Below are 16,343 nucleotides of genomic sequence, written 5' to 3'. Positions count from 1 at the left end.
ACGCGGCGAGGGCACGGCAGGTCAGCTCGAGGACGAGGACTGCCCGCCCTGGGGCTGGCCCCCCGGCTGCTGCCCGGTCGGGCCCTGGAGGGCGGCGAGGCCCTGCTGCCCCGCCTGGGCCGGGATGTTGGCCAGGTTCTGCAGGCCCTGGAGGGCCTCGATGAGCTTGGGCAGCACCTGGAGCAGCTGGGTGAGCTGGGTCGGGAGCGACATCAGGTCGCCCACCCCGCCGGCCGCCTGCCCGAGGCCCCCGGCGAGCTGGCCGAGCCCTCCGAGGGCACCGGCCGCACCGCCGACCGCGGCGAGCGGGTTCGCGGCGCCGCCCAGCGCCGCCAGGGGGTTGCCGGCCCCGCTCAGCGCGGCGAGTGGGTTCGCCGCCCCGGCGGCTCCGGTGAGCAGGGCCAGGGGGTTCTGCGCGGCGCCGGCGATGTTCGCCAACTGGCTCGCGGCTCCCGGGCCCAGCGCGGCGAGGGGGTTGCCCGCACCGCCCAGGCCTCCCATGCCGCCTGCGAGGGCCGCCAGCGGGTTGGCGGCGCCCGCCAGCGCGGTCGCCGGGTTGACGGCGCCGGCCAGCACGCCCAGCGCGTTCGCGGGCAGCCCGGCCAGGGTGTCGACGGGATTCCCGGAGGTGGACGAGCAGGGCTTGTCCGGCCGGTTGAGCATGTCGTCGAAGGCCTCCTTCCCACTGTCGGCCATATTGCCGACCAGGTCCTTGAAGATATCCTGAATGTTCTTGTTGCTGGACATGGGTGGGGTTCCTTTCCGTTTCTCTGTGATGTCTCTCTGATGCGAGGAGATGGGGCTTTCCGAATTGCTTCCGGAATGGTCCCGGAATGGTCCCGGAATGGTCCAGGATTACTGGATGCAGCCTTCAAGGGCCTTGGCGCACACATTCTTGAGGCGGGCGCGGCCTCTGGTGAAGGCGGCTTCGGCCGCCTTGACGGAGATGTTGTGCATGCGGGCGAATTCCGCGGTGGAAATCCCCTTGGCGCGGGCGAGTATGACCTCCTGTTCGCGCCCCCGCAGGTGTTGCACCTGACCCAGCAGCCATCTGCCGAAGTCCTTGTCGCAGACGTCCTCCTCGGTCGTGCCGGAGGCGTCCAGGGGTGCCGCACGCTGCAGAAGTCTGCTGCGGCGGTCCATTTCACGGTAGAAGTCGATGCAGAGGCGAAGCGCCACGGACGTCAGAAAGGCACCGAGTCGATTCCTGTCCAACGAGGCGTGGGCGGCTGCGCGGGCCATGGTCTCCTGGACGCAGTCCTCGGCGTCCTGAAAACTCGGCAGTCTTCGCCGAACCAACCGCATGAGGCGGTCCTGATGCTGGAAGATGTCTTCCCAGGAGCATTCAGCGGGCGATTGGCAGGTGGAATGTCGCACCATTGTGGATTGCAGCCCGTTGTCTCTCGGATTGAGCAGGGAGAACCGCGGCCGACTTTCTATTGTCGGCCATGTGTTTTTCCTACCCGAGGCCCTGGAGCGGCAAACCGGAATGTGTGACTCCGGCGGTCGGCAGGAATGATTCTTCACCGTCATTTCCGCGGTGCCGGACGCCGGGCCCAGTCGCGGTTCCAGTTGAACCACATGTCCCGGACGGTCTGGTGCACCTGGGAGCTGCCGGCGCGCAGCTCGGTGGTGTACGCCTGGACGGCCTCCTTGCCCACCAGGCGGGCGCCGCCGGTGAAGTAGGACCCGCGCACATGGCGCGGTGAGCGGTACTTGCCCCACAGCAGGATCTTCATCAGCGGCCACAGGGTGAACACGCCGGAGGGGCACCGGTCCTCGGGGTCGAGCGTGCCCCACACCGCCGGGCACAGCTCGCTCTCGCGCAGCAGCCCGTAGATGCGCGCGATCGTCTCGTCCTTCGTCAACTCACCTGTCCTGTAGGCGAGTACGGCGTCCCTCGACTGGTCGAAGAGCCGCTCCACCCAGGGGTTGTCGACCGCCTGGAGGCCCCGGTACGGCGGCAGCTCCAGCGTGTCGAAGATCGCGGGGTCGTGCGTCTTCTCGAACGTCACCGCGGCCTGGTTCTGGGAGTTGGTCCCGTACAGCGTGGTGATGGTCCACACCCGGTTCCAGGCGTTCCACAGGTCGAAGTCGTCGAACGAGATGTAGCTGCACGACACCAGGTCGTCGTAGAACCGGAACATGCGCTTGGTCCAGTGGTCCAGGTACGCGAACCGTGCGGTGTCGAAGTCGTCCTGGCGCACGGCCTCGATCAGCCGGTGGCCCAGCGCGTTGAGCGCCATCACGGTGACCGCGAGGCCGCTGGAGAACAGCGGGTCGATGAAGTCGCTGGCGTGCGGGAGCAGGCACCAGCGGTCGCCCACCACCTTCTGCGAGGCGAACTGCGTGCGGTCGGTGGACACGTACGGACGCACCGCCCGCGCCCGCTCGAACTGCCGCGCCACACTGGGAAACCGGCTCACGTGCTGCCAGAACTCGTCCTGGGCCGACACGTCGTCCGGGCGCGGGTAGTGGTCGAGATCGAGGTTGACGCCGACGCTGCACAGCTCGCTCGTGCTCGTCGACTGGTTGTCGAACGGGATGACCCACAGCCACCCGCCGCGGAACATGTGGTGGAGCGTTCCCTGGCTGAACGGGCTGGGCATGCCGTGCTGTTCACGCGGCGGCGCCACGGTGTCGAAGGGCCGCACGTCCACCATGTGCGTGAAGATCGTGCGCGACCTCGTGCGGTACGGCGGATCCTGCCGCAGCCCGAGCCGCTCGGGCAGCACCGCCCGCATCCCGCCGGCGTCGACCACGTACGAGGCCCGGAAGCTGCCCCGCTCCCGGGTGACGAGGGTGGCGCCGTCCTCCTCGAACTTCACGTCGTCGACGAGGGTGTGGGTGTACGCGGTGACGCCGTAGGACACGGCGACGTGGAACATGTACGCGTCCACGTCCTGCCGGAAGTAGTGCGAGTCGGGGCCCAGCGGCGGGCCCCAGGTGGGGTACTGCGTGCACTCGTCGGGCCGGGTCGGCTCGCCCTCCCGGTGGTAGACGAAGCTGAAGTTCCGCTTGACCCCGCAGTTGGACGACACGTGGCGGCGCAGCGCCCCGTTGGTCGCCAGGTGCTCGATCTCCGGGACGTCGTAGCGACGGGCCAGCACCCTCAGGCCGAACGTGGTCTCGGGGACGGTGGACTCTCCGATGGCGAAGCGGGGGTGGCCGCTGCCCTCCAGCAGCAGCACGCGCACACCGTGGCGCGCGAGAACGGCCCCCAGCATCGTCCCGCCGATGCCGCCACCCACGATGGCGACATCGAAAACACGCTGGTCCTCTTGCATGTCTGCGGTTCCTTTCGCGACGGGAAGAGCGAGTTGCCCGTTCACCGGGTTCACCGGTGGGCGACCGTGGACGCGGGCAGTACCCGGCGCAGCCCGCAGGCCGCCACCCGGGCGGAGAAGGAGACGGCGAACCACGGAGTGGGCGCCAGCTCGGACAGCCGCCGCCGGTCTCCCGGTACGAGGCGCTCGCCGCGCCCGGTGACGTCGAGCCACGCACCGAAGTGCAGCAGTCGCGCCTCCGGCCCGGCGTCGCGCGCGGGGAACGGCCGCATGTGCTCGCGCACGGCGCGGGTCAGGGCCCCGCGCCGTGCCGCGCCCACCTGATGCCCGGCCAGGAAGCGGTCGAGCAACTCGGCGCTGCGGCCGGGAAATCCCCCGCGTCCGAGCGGCGCGCGCCCCACCAGGCCGGCGTCGTGGAAGGCCGCGGCGGCCAGCAGCCCGACCCGGTCGTAGGCGGTGCCACGAGTCCGCGCGCAGGCGTCGGCCAGCAGAAACGTCCGCAGGGAGTGCAACGCGATGCGGGGCGGCAGCCGGCACATCCGTGTCAGCGCGGCGCCCGCGAGAGGATGGGCGAGCAGCTCCGCCAGGGCGGGCCGCCCCAACAGGGGCTGCCACGTCCCGGGCAGTGCCTCCGGCGGGACGACGGGCCAACTCGCCCCGTCGTCACCGGACTCGGGCACCTCGGGCCCTGCGGCCATGACCATGTCCCCCTCGCTGTGAGCCGTACCGGCGGTCCGGCGTCTCATCTGTCCTTACGCTCGGACGCCGTCCCACCCCCCACGCACAACGCCCGTCCTCCGACCGCGCGTTGGCGCGCGAACGACGGCGCGCGGTCAGGGAAACGCGCTCCGGGCGTGCCTTTTCGCCTCCACCTTTCGGCGGAGTTGCCGCCAGGCGCCTGCGGGCAGGCTGAATTGCGTGATCGCCGTACTGAACGTGCATGAACGCACCCTGCCCGCCCCACCGGAAACCGTGGGCGCCCTGATCGACTCGCTGGGCGGCGAGGACGACCGCCTGTGGCCGCCCGACTGGCCGCCGATGCGTCTCGAACGGCCCCTTTCCGTCGGCGTGCCCGGCGGCCACGGACCGGTGCGGTACGTGGTGAGTCACTACGTGCCGGGCCGGTGGGTCCGGTTCCGGTTCACCGGACCGCGGGGGTTCGAGGGCTTTCACGAGTTCAGCGTCGAAGGCCTCGACGAGCGAGGGACCGTGCTGCGCAACACCCTCGTCGTGCGTCCGCGCGGAGTGCGCTGGCTGGCCTGGGCGCTGATCGTCCGGCCGCTGCACGACGCGGCGTTCCGGCACAGTCTGGACTGCGCCGAGCGGGCCCTGACCGGGAGGGTGGCCAGTCCCGCCGGATGCGGCTGGTACGTGCGTCTGCTCCGCACCGCGACGGGGCTGCTGGCCGTATGACGCATTCGAATAAGCGAACCCTACTTACTCGATGGAGGGAATTCTTTCCCCCGGACGAGGGATCGTTGCGCAATTCGATGGACGCGAGACTGAGGAGTCGGAGCGAGCCCATCGGCAATCCCGACGGGCATTCCCAACGACAGGGAGATCGTCGTGAGTTTTCTGAATCCCCGCACCCCGGGGGTCAACTCCGAGGACGTCACCACGGACCTCACCGAAGCCCCGCACCGACTGGCCGCCGTCGCGCAGGCCGGCGGCGCCCAGGTCGTCGCGACCGTCGACGTACAGGCGGGGGAGGACGACTGGAACATCCCCGCGACGGAAGAACATCCGCGCCCCGTGGTGCTGGTGCACGGCACCTTCGGCAACCGCGGCTACACCTGGACCTCGGCCGCGCCCCTGCTGCGGCAGCACGGCCACCGCGTCTTCCGGCTCGACTACGGCCAGCACGGCAACCCCGTGATCTTCGGCCTCGGCGACATCAAGCACTCCGCCCGGCAGCTCGCCGAGTTCGTCGACGATGTGCTGCGGCGCACGGGCGCCCAGCAGGTCGACCTCGTCGGCTTCTCGCAGGGCGGCATGCTGCCGCGCTACTACCTCAACGCCCTGGGCGGCGGGCCCAAGGTGCACAACTTCGTCGGCATCGCGCCCAGCAACCACGGCGTCACCGCGCAGGGACTGATGAACCTCGCCCGCCAGATCCCCGGAGCCGTCGAACTCCTCGAACAGGGCGCCGTCGCGGAGGTCGTGCCGGCCTGGCCGCAGCTCCAGCACGACCACCCCTTCCAGCGCGAGCTGGCCGACCTCGGTGAGACCACGCAGGGCGTGCGGCACACGGTCGTCGCCACCCGGTACGACGACGTGGTCACCCCGTACACCTCGTGCGCCCTCGAACCGGCCGAGGGCCGCTACGTCAACAACGTCGTCCTCCAGGACATCGACCCGGACGACCGCACGCCGCACGTCAACATGCCCTACAACCCGACCGTGCTGAAGGAGGTCCTCGCCGCGCTCGCCTCCTGAGCGCGGCTGCCGTCCAGAAGGACGCGGGCGACCAGTGCCGGGTCGTCGTTCATGGGGACGTGACCACAGCCGGGCAGCCGCACCAGCCGGGCCCGCGGAATGGTGTGCTTGGCGCGTATGCCCTGGCGGGGCAGGAGCAGCCGGTCCCGGTTGCCCCACGCCACGGTGACGGGGATGCCGGGGACGTCCTCGGTGAACAGGACGCTCCGTCCGGCCCGCAGCGTCTGGGCGAACCCCTCGGCGTGCGCGAGCGCGAGCGTCTCGGCGACCACGGCCTCGGGGGAGCGGCGACCGGGGCGGGCGTAGATCGTACTGGTCAGCGCGGTGCGGCCGACCGCCGTGCGGGACAGCCGCTCGACCAGCGGGAGCGGCAGAGTCCGCGCGGTGCGGCGCATGCCCGTCAGGACGCCGAAGGCGTAGCGCCGCTCGGCCTGGGTCCAGAAGCCGGCCGGGGACAGGGTCGTCACCGACCGCACCAGGTTCTCCCGGCCGAGCTCCAGGGCCAGCAGGCCGCCCAGCGAGTTGCCCGCCACGTGCGGGCGGTCCAGGCCGAGCGCCGCACAGAAGGCGCCGAGCACCGCGTTCGTCGTCGGCAGGTCGTGCGGCAGCCCGTGCGGCAGCGCGGAGGACTCCCCGAACCCGGGCAGGTCCACGGCGATCACCTCGCGTTCGGTGGCGAGGATGTCGATCACCGGGTCCCAGGCCTGCCGGTGGTGGCCGATGCCGTGCAGCAGAAGCAGCGGCTCGCCGGTGCCCACGCGCGTGTAGGCGAGGGTGATGTCCTGCGGACCGTGGCCGGTGGGGGCCGTGAAGGAGAGCGTCGCGGACATGGGGCTCCTTGTCGGTAACGGGGACGGCAGTGCGTAGACAGCCTGTCAGTAAGAGCTACCGACGGGTAGCCCCCGGTGCCGGGTGAGGGTGATTCCGCCTGGACACCACCGGACGCGTCCGCTGGGATGGAGGGGTGACCACCGACACCTCGACCGACGTCTTCGAAGAGCACCGGCCCGTCCTGCTGGGCGTCGCCTACCGCATGCTGGGCCGCCTGGCCGACGCGGAGGACGTGGTCCAGGACGCGTGGCTGCGCTGGTCCGGCGCCGACCGGTCCGCCGTCCGCGAGCCCAGGGGCTACCTGGTGCGCGTCACCACCCGCCTCGCCATCGACCGGCTGCGCCAGATCAAGTCGCGCGGGGAGACGTACGTCGGCCCCTGGCTGCCCGAGCCGTACGTCACCGACTTCGGGGACACCGCGCCGGACACCGCCGAGCAGGCCGTCCTCGCCGACACCGTGTCCCTCGCCGTCCTCGTCGTCCTGGAGTCCCTGTCACCGCTGGAGCGGGCGGTGTTCGTCCTCAGGGAGGCGTTCGGCTACCCGTACGCGGAGATCGCCGCCATGCTGGAGCGCGGCGAGGCCGCGGTACGCCAGCTCGCCGGGCGGGCCCGCAAGCACGTCGACGAGCGGCGGCCCCGCTACGACGTCGACCCGGCGCAGCGCCGCGACCTCACCGAACGCTTCCTCGCCGCCGCGTCCGGCGGTGACCTGGCCGGCCTGATGTCGATGCTCGCGCCGGACGTGCGGCTGGTGGGCGACAGCGGCGGCAAGTCCAAGGCGCCGCTGCGCGTGCTGGAGAGCTCCGACAAGGTGGGCCGCTTCCTGCTCGGCGTCGCGCACCAGGGCATCCCGGACGTCACCTTCCGGCTCCTGGAGCTCAACGGCGGTCCCGCCCTGCTGGTCCGGTCCGGCGGGAAGCCCGACTCCGTCGTCCAGGTGGACGTCGTCGACGGACGCATCCAGTCGATGTACATCGTCCGCAACCCGGACAAACTGGTATCCCTGGCCGACATCGCCTAGCGCCGCCCCGGCCTCGCCCCGGCCCCGGTCCCCGTTCCGCGACGGGGGTCGGGGCCGTCCTGTCGCGGGATTGGTCTTGACCAAGGGGATGGTCCGTTTTATGGTCGCAGAGAACTGCAACAACCTTTAATAAACAAGGGCGTCAAAACGCCGCCGGACCACGGCGATTGCGGAGGACAGGGTGGGGACCACGCAGTTGGAATCGGTGCCGGAACCGAAGTACTGGCATCTCAGGACCGTGCTCAGCGAGGCGCTGGACTCGGAGTTCGAGGTGGGCGAGATCCTGCCCAACGAACGCGACCTCGCCGCCCGCTTCGGCGTCGCCCGCGCGACCCTGCGCCAGGCCCTGGAACAGCTCGAGCTGGAAGGCAGGCTCCAGCGCCGCCGGGGCGTCGGTACGACCGTGGCCCCGCCGCGGGTCGGCGTGGCCGTCGGCACCCGCCGGCACGCCTGGCCCGGCACCGACGACGACGCCTGGCAGCCGGCCGACTGCGTCCTCGCGGCCCCTCCCGCGGCCGTCGCCGACGCGCTGGGGACCGGCCGTGACGAGCCCGTCCACACCGTCCGCCGCTCCCGCGTGACCCACGGCCAGCCCGTCGCCGCGGAGCTGCTCTACGTTCCGCCGGCCTCGGTGCCCGACCTCACCGCCATCGACGCGCCCTCCGGTGCCGCACGCGCGCGTGCCGTGCTGCGCGAACTGCAGCGCGGGGAACTGGAGCGGCAGGAGAGCGCGGTCGAGCTGGGCTCGGTCGGGGCGGACGACGCGAAGGAACTGGACCGCCTCCCGGGCGCGCCCGTCCTCGTGGTCACCACCCGCTACCTCGCCGAGGGCCGCACCGCCGCGTTCTCCGTCGCGACCTACCGCGCGGACACCTGCCGCCTGACCTTCGGAGACTCCGGCGACGTGGAGATCCACCACGCCCCCCAGCCCCAGGCCTCCTGACCGCCCCGCCCACCTCCGCCGCGACACCGGCCTGCCCAAGCGCCCTCGCCCCGGGCGGCAGGCGCACCACTCCGGCGCCCTGACCGGCCCCCGGAGTGGCGGCAGGGCCCGGCCCCTCACCGTCGGAGTGTCTCCCGGCCGCCGGGGTGCTGGCGGTGTGCCGTCCTGTGTCCCGGCAGCCGCTGTTCGCGTCTGCGCCGCCGTGTCGGCCGTGGGTGCGGCAGTGGTGTGCCTGCGAACCGTGCCCCGGTCGGTCGGTCGGTCCACCACGGACGTCCCCTGCCGCCGGCGCGGAGACCGGTCGCCGGTGTGGCGGCGGTGTGGCGGCGGTCTGCCTTCGAAGCTGTGCCCTGCGGGCCCCGGCCCGCCGGCGACGCCCGCCCCCTACCGCCCTCGGCGGGTCAGCGGCGGGCCGTTGCTCCCTCGACCGCGAAGAGCTGCTCCTCCACATGGTCGAGGGCCAGTCGCAGGGCGCCGGTCGCCACGGCGGCCTCGCCGAGGAGGGAGAGGGCGACCCGGGGCGGGCGCAGGCAGTAGCGGGCCAGCTCCCGGCGCAGCGGCTCCAGTACGCCGTCCAGACCGGCGGCCCAGCCGCCGATGACGACCAGCTCGGGGTCGAGGGCCAGCACCAGTGCCGCCACGTCGTGCACCAGCCGCTGGATGAAACGCTCGACGGCCGCGCGGGCCCCGTCGTCGCCCTCCCGGGCCTCGGCGAAGACCTTGGCGACCGCCTGCTCGTCCAGCGGGTGCAGCGGCTGGTCCGTGGTGGACAGCAGCGTCTCCGGCGTCACGTCCCGGCCCAGCAGGTGCAGCGCGCCGATCTCCCCGGCCGCTCCGCCGTACCCACGGTGCAGCCGCCCGCCGATCAGGGCCCCGGCCCCGGGACTGAGCCCGGCCAGCACGAACACGATGTCGTCGGACTCGGTGGCGGTGCCTTTCCAGTGCTCGGCGACCGCCGCCGCGTTCGCGTCGTTCTCGACCAGCACCGGACACTTGAAGGAACGGCTCAGCCGCTCGCCCAGGCCAAGACCCGTCCACCCGGGCAGCGCCGTGCCCAGGCGCACCGTGCCGTCCGCCTCGACGATCCCGGGGGTGGCCGCGCCGACCGCCCGCAGCGAGCCGCGCGCGACACCGGCCCGGCGCAGCAGCTCGGCGACGGCCGTGCGCAGCCGCTCGAGCCGCTCGTCGGCCGGGGCGCTCTCGTCGACGTCCTTGGCCTGGGCACCGATCACCCGGCCGTCCAGGTCGGACAGGAGCGCGGCGACCCGGTGCGGGCCGATCTCCAGGCCCAGCAGGTGCCCGGCCTCCGCCCTGAACCGGAACCGTCGCGCGGGTCGCCCCTGCCGCCGGGCCGTGCCCTCGTCGGCGGCCGCCTCGACGACGAGACCGGCCTCGATCAGCCCCTCCACCACGCCCTCGACGGTCGGCCGGGACAGCCCCGTCACCCGGGTGATCTCGGTCAGCGTCGCGCAGTCCGTCGCACGCAACGCGTGCAGCACCACAGCGGAGTTGATCCTCCGCAACAGCGACGGATCCCCGCCGGTCAGGCCTGCCAAGGTCGGTCCTCCCAGCTCGTGCGCGTGTGGGCCGGATGGTACTCGGCCCGCTCGACCCCGGCGAGTTCCGGTCCGCCCGTTGCCGGCCCGCGACCGTGCCTCACCCCGGGGCCACGAATCCCGACTCGTACGCGGTGATCACCGCCTGGGTGCGATCCCGCGCCCCCAGCTTCGCCAGTACGGCGCTCACATGCGACTTCACCGTCTCCGTACCGACGACCAGCCGGGTGGCGATCTCCGCGTTGGACAGCCCGCGCGCCATCAGCCGCAGCACCTCGCCCTCCCGCTCGGTCAGCCGGGCGCGCTCCAACTCGGCCCGGGCCGCCCGGTTCCCGCCGCCGTCTCCGTACTCGGCGGCCAGCTGCCGCACCGAGGCGGGGAACAGCAGGGACTCGCCCTCGGCGATCAGCCGCACCGCGTGCACGATCTCCGCCGGGCGGGCCCGCTTGAGCAGGAAGCCGTCGGCGCCCGCGCGAAGCGCCTCGTACACGTACTCGTCGTTCTCGAAGGTCGTCACCACGAGGATCTTCGGCGGGTCGGTCACCGTCCGCAGCAACGCGCGCGTGGCCTCGATCCCGTCAAGGAGCGGCATCCGGACGTCCATGGCGACCACGTCCGGCCGCACCTGCCGCACCAGCGGAATGACCGCAGCCCCGTCGGCGGCCTCCCCGACCACCTCGATGTCCGGCTGTGCCTCCAGCACGGCCCGCAGACCGGCGCGCACCAGGGGTTCGTCGTCCACGAGGAGCACTCTGACCGGCATCCGCCCAGCGTAGATCAGCCGAGCGGCAGCTCGACGCGCACCTGCCAGTCTCCGGCGCCGTCCGGTCCCGTGTGCGCCCGCCCGCCCAGCAGCGCGGCCCGCTCACGTATGCCACGCAGCCCGCTCCCGCGGCCGGGCGCGGCCCGCTCGTCCGGCAGCGGATTGCGCACCTCGAGGGTGAGCGCACCGTCCGCGACCCGGACGTGGACCAGGGCCGGCACCGTGCCCGCGTGCCGCAGCACGTTGGTCAGCGCCTCCTGGAGGATGCGGTAGCCCTCGCGGGAGACCGGGCCCGGCAGGGTCTCCAGCGCGCCCGTGACCTCGGCGTCGACCTTCGCCCCGGAGGCGCGGGCCGACTCCAGCAGCCGGCCGGCGTCCGTGAGCGTCGGTCTGGCGCTCACCGGCCGCTCCGCCTCCCGCAACACGCCGAGTACCCGCTCGAGGTCCTCCAGGGCCGCTCTGCCGGTCTCCTCGATCGCCGCCAGCGCCCGTTCGGTGAACTCGGGGCTGTCCGCCGTCCGGGCGGCGCCCGCCTGCAGGACGGCGAGGGTCAGGGCGTGACCGATGGAGTCGTGCAGCTCGCGCGCGATGCGGGTGCGCTCGAGGAGTTGGTCGGTGCGCTCCTCCAGGGCCACGAGACGCTCGGCGGCCGACGGGCCGAGCAGCCGCCGCGCGACGGCGGTCACCAGCTCGCCGAGGCCGACCAGGACCGCGTACAGCACGATCAGCGAAAGGGGCGTCAACAGGGCGTACGCCCACTGCCGTTCGCCCGCCACGGCCGGCAGGTCCTCGGTCTCGTGCCCCACCGCGCGCGCGGCCACGGCGTACGACACGATCGGCAGCCAGACGGTGGCGTACGCGGCCACCCCGCCCAGCAGCATCCGCACCTCCAGCCACAGCACGGTCCGCCAGCGGTCCCGCCAGGCCGTGGCGGGCCGCACGGAGAAGTCGGGCTCGGCCTCCCCGGGCGTCAGCAGCAGCCGCGCCTGCATCCCCTCGCCCACCCGCACCGCCGGGATCAGACCCACCGGGACCAGCACGACCAGCGGCACCCAGGGCAGCTCCGGCTCGACCCACCACCACACGCTGAGCGCCGCCACCGGCACCCACAGGTGCAGCAGCCGGGTGTACGTCCTCCCGCGTACCAGCGGGCGCAGCAGGCGAACCATCCCGTCATCGTGTCACCCGGCACCGACAACGACGCTCCCCCGCACGGGGGAGGCACCGTCCACCGGCGGGGGAGGTCACGGCGCCGTCCGTTCGGCGACGCTGCTGTCATGACCAGCATCGACGTCCGGAACCTCACCAAGGAGTACGGCACCCGACGAGCCGTCGACGACCTCACCTTCACCGTGCGCCCCGGCCGAGTCACCGGCTTCCTCGGCCCGAACGGCGCCGGTAAGTCCACCGCCATGCGGCTCGTCCTCGGCCTCGACCGGCCGACCTCGGGGACCGCCACCATCGGCGGCCGCGCCTACACCGACTTCCAGGAACCGTTGCGGCACGTCGGCGCCCTGCTCGACGCGCACTACGCCCACGGCTCGCGCACCGCGCGGGACCACCTGCGCGTCCTGGCGGCGAGCAACCGCGTCCCCTCGCGCCGGGTCGACGAGGTGCTGGAGGAGACGGGCATCGCGTCGGTGGCCCGCCGCCGGGTGAAGACGTACTCCCTGGGCATGCGCCAGCGCCTGGGCATCGCCGCCGCACTGCTGGGCGATCCCGAAGTGGTGATGCTGGACGAGCCCTCCAACGGACTGGATCCCGAGGGCATCATCTGGATCCGCGAACTGCTGCGCCGGCTCGCCGCCGAGGGGCGCACGGTGCTGGTCTCCAGCCACCTGATGAACGAGACCGCGTCCTTCGCCGACCACCTGGTCGTCCTCGGCCGGGGCCGGCTGCTCGCCGACACCCCGATGCGGGAGTTCATCGACGCCCGGGTGGAACCGCGCGTGCGGGTGCGCACCTCGGACGCCACCGCCCTGAAGGCGGCCCTCGCCGGGCAGGGCCACGACGCCGTGGAACACGCCGACGGCTACTGGACCGTGCGGCACGCGAGCATGGCAGACATCGGCCGCGTCATGTCCGGCGCGGGCGTACCGGTCCTCGAACTCACCTCGGACGAGGGGACCCTGGAAGAGGCATACCTCGACCTGACGGCCGCCGAGACCGAGTTCACCGCATCGCACCAGGAGGCCTGACCATGCCGTTCACGCCCGTACTGCGCGCGGAGGCGCTCAAGGTCCGCACCTTGCGCTCCCTGTGCGGCACCCTGCTGGCCGTGTTCGTGGTCACCACCGCGTTCTCGGCGCTTGCCGGTGCCTCGGACACCTCCGACCCGGACTTCGACCCGCTGTTCACGGCCCTGTCCGGCGTCTGGACCGGCCAGATCGCCGCGATCGCCTTCGGGGCCCTGGCCGTCTCCTGCGAGTATCACGGCAACGGGATCCGGCTCTCCCTGGCCGCCGTTCCGCAGCGCGGCCGTTGGTTCGCGGCGAAGCTGACGGTCGTCGCCGTACCGGCCCTCGTCGTGGGGCTGGTCACCGCGCTCACCGCCCTGGTCACGGCCCGCGCCGTCCTCGGTCCGGCGGCGGACGCGCTCACCGTCGGCCAGCAGGTCCGCGGCGTCGTGGGCTGCGGGATCTACTTCATGCTGATGGCCCTGTTCGCGGCCGGTCTGACCGCCCTGTTCCGCAGCGGAGTGGCCACCCTGTCCACGCTGATCCCGTTCATCCTCATCGTCTCCTTCGTGATCGGCGACGCGGCGGGCGGCGCCGCCGACTTCCTGCCGGACCAGGCCGGACAGATCGTCCTGTACCAGACGCACGAGGGGACACTGGGGCCCTGGACGGGGCTCGCGGTGACCGCGCTGTGGGCGGCGGCCGCCCTCCTCGCGGGAGCCTGGCGGCTGCACCGCCGGGACGCCTGACCCGGCGGGTGGGCTGACGCCCCGCCAATTGTCAGTGGCGGCCGGTTTACTGGACGCATGGACATCGCGCAGCACATCGCCCTCATCGACGAGCTGTGCTTCCGGCCCTTCCCGGCGGAGCACGGCCCGTCGGACGAGGGCACAGCGGCTCCCGGGCACTTCACGGCGGTGCTGGAGAGCAGCCACGGCCTGCGCGGCCGCGACCCGGTCGAGCGGGCGGTGACGGTGGAGCAGTACGAGAAGGTGCGGGACGCCCTCTACGAGAGGTTCGCCCCGCGCTGGGGGGAGAGCGCCCCGTGGAACCTGCAGACGGTCCTGCTGCGGACCGAGCGGGAGGAGATACCCGAGCCGTGGGCCGCTCTGAGCGCCCGCGCGCGAGTGGCCTGCCTCTGGGAGGCGGAGGGCACCGGCCGCTGGGTCGCGGTGGCCGTCGCCGACCGGGACGAGACGGACGAGGTGCAACTGCTGGCCGTGGTCACGCAGGAGGCACCGCCGTGACCCGTGCCCGGGCCTACGACCCCGTCTCCGCCCGGGCCGCGTCCCGAAGCCGGGCGAATTCCTCCGCCATCGTCCGCGCCGTCCAGTGCGCGTTGAGCCCACTGGGGTTCGGCAGCACCCACACCCGCGTGCTGCCGAACGTCCGCTCCTGCGGCCCCACCTGGGCCTTCCTGTCGTCGAACGCCGCCCGGTACGCGGTGACCCCCACCACCGCCAGCCAAGCCGGCCGCAGCCGCGCCACCTTCAGTGCCAGCAGCCGTCCGCCCTCGCGGTACTCCTCGGCGGTCAGCTCGTCTGCCCGCGCGCTGGCCCGCGCCACGACGTTCGTGATCCCGAGCCCGTACGACGGCAACAGGTCCTGCTCCGACGGCTTCAGCAGCCGCGGGGTGAACCCGGACAGGTGCAGCACCGGCCAGAAGCGGTTGCCGGGCCGGGCGAAGTGGTGGCCCGTCACCGCCGTCATCAGGCCGGGGTTGATGCCGCAGAACAGCACACGAAGGCCGTCCGCGACGACGTCCGGCACCAGACGGTCGCGGGCGGTCTCCAGCTCGGCCCGGGTGAAGCGGGTCAGAGGATGGCTCCGGGGGTGTATCCCGCGGCCGCCGGGTGCTGCTTGACGATCTCCTCGATCCGGCCGACGACGACACCGACCTGGTCGGCCGCGGCGCCGGTGAAGGAGAGCTTGTCGGCCATCAGGGCGTCCAGAGCGGTGCGGTCCAGCGGGATGCGCTCGTCGGCGGCCAGCTTGTCCAGCAGCTCGTTGCGCTCGGCGCCCCGCTCGCGCATCGCCAGCGCGGAGGCCACGGCGTTCTCCTTGATCGCCTCGTGCGCGACCTCGCGGCCGACGCCGGCCCGGACCGCGCCCATGAGGACCTTGGTGGTCGCGAGGAACGGCAGGTAGCGGTCCAGTTCGCGGGCCACGACGGCCGGGAAGGCACCGAACTCGTCGAGCACGGTCAGGAAGGTCTCCAGCAGCCCGTCGAGCGCGAAGAACGCGTCGGGGAGGGCCACCCGGCGCACCACGGAGCAGGACACGTCGCCCTCGTTCCACTGGTCGCCCGCCAGCTCGCCGGTCATCGAGGCGTAGCCGCGCAGGATCACCATCAGGCCGTTGACGCGCTCGCAGGAGCGGGTGTTCATCTTGTGCGGCATCGCGGACGAGCCGACCTGGCCGGGCTTGAAGCCCTCGGTGACCAGCTCGTGCCCGGCCATCAGCCGGATGGTCTTCGCCAGCGAGGACGGCGCCGCCGCCAGCTGCACCAGCGCGGTGACGACCTCGTAGTCCAGCGAGCGCGGGTAGACCTGACCGACCGAGGTGAACGCCTGCGAGAAGCCCAGGTGTACCGCGATCCGCTGCTCCAGCTCCGCGAGCTTGCCCGCGTCCCCGCCGAGCAGGTCCAGCATGTCCTGGGCGGTGCCGACGGGGCCCTTGATGCCGCGCAGCGGGTAGCGGCCGAGCAGCTCCTCCACCCGGCCGTACGCGACGAGCAGCTCGTCGGCGGCGGTGGCGAAGCGCTTGCCCAGCGTCGTGGCCTGCGCCGCCACGTTGTGCGAGCGGCCGGCCACGACCAGCTCGGCGTACTCGCCGGCCAGCTTGCCGAGGCGGGCCAGGACGGCCACCGAACGGTCGCGGACCAGCTCCAGCGAGAGCCGCACCTGGAGCTGCTCGACGTTCTCCGTCAGGTCCCGGGAGGTCATGCCCTTGTGCACGTGCTCGTGCCCGGCGAGGTCGTTGAACTCCTCGATCCGCGCCTTCACGTCATGCCGCGTGACCTTCTCGCGCTCGGCGATCGAGGCCAGGTCGACCTGGTCGAGGACGCGCTCGTAGTCGGCGATCGCGGCGTCGGGCACCTCGATGCCCAGGTCCTTCTGGGCCCGCAGCACGGCGAGCCAGAGCTGCCGCTCCAGCTTCACCTTCTGCTCGGGCGACCAGAGCGTGGCGAGCTCGGCGGAGGCGTAGCGTCCGGCGAGGACGTTCGGGATGCGGGGCTTGGCGGGAGCGGAAGTCACGTGGACGGATTCTACTGGGCGATTCGTGCAGGTCGCCGCCGCGGGGTTCTTCGTCGGAACCTACGAAGGACC

17 protein-coding genes are annotated in these 16,343 nt (G+C 72.5%); 7 read left to right on the top strand and 10 right to left on the bottom strand.

What is annotated here, in order from left to right; all coding sequences use genetic code 11:
- Positions 1-21: 21 nt before the first annotated feature.
- From ACGH7X_RS06325 to ACGH7X_RS06310, 4 genes are all read right to left on the bottom strand, one after another.
- Entirely contained in the window at positions 22-747 is a 726-nt protein-coding gene (locus tag ACGH7X_RS06325; RefSeq protein WP_399882453.1) for a hypothetical protein, read from the bottom strand.
- 108 nt (positions 748-855) lie between these two features.
- The gene (locus ACGH7X_RS06320; RefSeq protein ID WP_399882451.1) at positions 856-1,380 is read right to left on the bottom strand and encodes an RNA polymerase sigma factor; all 525 of its coding nucleotides are present in this window, start codon (positions 1,378-1,380) and stop codon (positions 856-858) included.
- Between the two features lie 149 nt (positions 1,381-1,529).
- Positions 1,530-3,287, bottom strand: a complete 1,758-nt coding sequence (locus tag ACGH7X_RS06315; RefSeq protein ID WP_399882450.1) for an NAD(P)/FAD-dependent oxidoreductase — start codon at positions 3,285-3,287, stop codon at positions 1,530-1,532.
- Between the two features lie 50 nt (positions 3,288-3,337).
- Positions 3,338-4,033: a hypothetical protein gene (locus ACGH7X_RS06310; protein WP_399882448.1), complete on the bottom strand. Its 696-nt coding sequence runs from the start codon at positions 4,031-4,033 to the stop codon at positions 3,338-3,340.
- Between the two features lie 175 nt (positions 4,034-4,208).
- Between ACGH7X_RS06310 and ACGH7X_RS06305 the strand changes: the two genes are divergently transcribed.
- Positions 4,209-4,700, top strand: a complete 492-nt coding sequence (locus ACGH7X_RS06305) for an SRPBCC family protein (protein WP_399896818.1) — start codon at positions 4,209-4,211, stop codon at positions 4,698-4,700.
- Between the two features lie 153 nt (positions 4,701-4,853).
- Positions 4,854-5,723: an esterase/lipase family protein gene (locus ACGH7X_RS06300; RefSeq protein WP_399882446.1), complete on the top strand. Its 870-nt coding sequence runs from the start codon at positions 4,854-4,856 to the stop codon at positions 5,721-5,723.
- Here the strand turns inward: ACGH7X_RS06300 and ACGH7X_RS06295 are convergent.
- Positions 5,675-6,553 (bottom strand): alpha/beta fold hydrolase, encoded by an 879-nt coding sequence (locus ACGH7X_RS06295; RefSeq protein WP_399882444.1) that lies wholly within the window; start codon positions 6,551-6,553, stop codon positions 5,675-5,677. The genes ACGH7X_RS06300 and ACGH7X_RS06295 overlap by 49 nt on opposite strands.
- A gap of 134 nt (positions 6,554-6,687) precedes the next feature.
- Between ACGH7X_RS06295 and ACGH7X_RS06290 the strand changes: the two genes are divergently transcribed.
- The gene (locus ACGH7X_RS06290) at positions 6,688-7,575 is read left to right on the top strand and encodes an RNA polymerase sigma-70 factor (RefSeq protein ID WP_399882442.1); all 888 of its coding nucleotides are present in this window, start codon (positions 6,688-6,690) and stop codon (positions 7,573-7,575) included.
- A 181-nt stretch (positions 7,576-7,756) separates the two neighbouring features.
- On the top strand, positions 7,757-8,518 hold the full coding sequence (locus ACGH7X_RS06285; RefSeq protein WP_399882441.1) for a GntR family transcriptional regulator: 762 nt from the start codon (positions 7,757-7,759) through the stop codon (positions 8,516-8,518).
- A 401-nt stretch (positions 8,519-8,919) separates the two neighbouring features.
- Here ACGH7X_RS06285 and ACGH7X_RS06280 read toward each other — a convergent pair whose 3' ends face one another.
- From ACGH7X_RS06280 to ACGH7X_RS06270, 3 genes are all read right to left on the bottom strand, one after another.
- On the bottom strand, positions 8,920-10,074 hold the full coding sequence (locus ACGH7X_RS06280) for an ROK family transcriptional regulator (protein WP_399882439.1): 1,155 nt from the start codon (positions 10,072-10,074) through the stop codon (positions 8,920-8,922).
- A gap of 100 nt (positions 10,075-10,174) precedes the next feature.
- On the bottom strand, positions 10,175-10,837 hold the full coding sequence (locus ACGH7X_RS06275; RefSeq protein ID WP_399882437.1) for a response regulator: 663 nt from the start codon (positions 10,835-10,837) through the stop codon (positions 10,175-10,177).
- Positions 10,838-10,851: 14 nt separating this feature from the next.
- Complete coding sequence (locus ACGH7X_RS06270) at positions 10,852-12,006, bottom strand: sensor histidine kinase (protein ID WP_399882435.1); 1,155 nt, start codon at positions 12,004-12,006, stop codon at positions 10,852-10,854.
- Between the two features lie 108 nt (positions 12,007-12,114).
- On the opposite strand from ACGH7X_RS06270, the gene ACGH7X_RS06265 reads away from it, so the two are divergent.
- Genes ACGH7X_RS06265 through ACGH7X_RS06255 form a run of 3 tightly spaced genes read left to right on the top strand, consistent with a single transcriptional unit; the run spans position 12,115 to position 14,261 of the window.
- A complete protein-coding gene (locus tag ACGH7X_RS06265; protein WP_399882433.1) occupies positions 12,115-13,035 on the top strand; it encodes an ATP-binding cassette domain-containing protein in 921 nt (306 codons plus the stop codon).
- Between the two features lie 2 nt (positions 13,036-13,037).
- Positions 13,038-13,763, top strand: coding sequence for an ABC transporter permease (locus ACGH7X_RS06260; protein WP_399882431.1), 726 nt, complete (start codon positions 13,038-13,040; stop codon positions 13,761-13,763).
- Positions 13,764-13,820: 57 nt separating this feature from the next.
- A complete protein-coding gene (locus ACGH7X_RS06255; protein WP_399882429.1) occupies positions 13,821-14,261 on the top strand; it encodes a hypothetical protein in 441 nt (146 codons plus the stop codon).
- Positions 14,262-14,274: 13 nt separating this feature from the next.
- On the opposite strand, the gene mug is transcribed toward ACGH7X_RS06255, so the two are convergent.
- Entirely contained in the window at positions 14,275-14,784 is a 510-nt protein-coding gene (gene mug, locus ACGH7X_RS06250) for a G/U mismatch-specific DNA glycosylase (RefSeq protein WP_399882428.1), read from the bottom strand.
- 44 nt (positions 14,785-14,828) lie between these two features.
- Positions 14,829-16,271 (bottom strand): adenylosuccinate lyase, encoded by a 1,443-nt coding sequence (gene purB / locus ACGH7X_RS06245; protein WP_399882426.1) that lies wholly within the window; start codon positions 16,269-16,271, stop codon positions 14,829-14,831.
- Positions 16,272-16,343: the final 72 nt, after the last annotated feature.

It is taken from the genome of Streptomyces sp. BBFR51, assembly GCF_044591655.1.
In the GTDB taxonomy this organism is placed as follows: domain Bacteria; phylum Actinomycetota; class Actinomycetes; order Streptomycetales; family Streptomycetaceae; genus Streptomyces.
The sequence above is the reverse complement of the archived record's forward strand: the minus strand, read 5'-3'. Positions and strand labels throughout refer to the sequence as shown.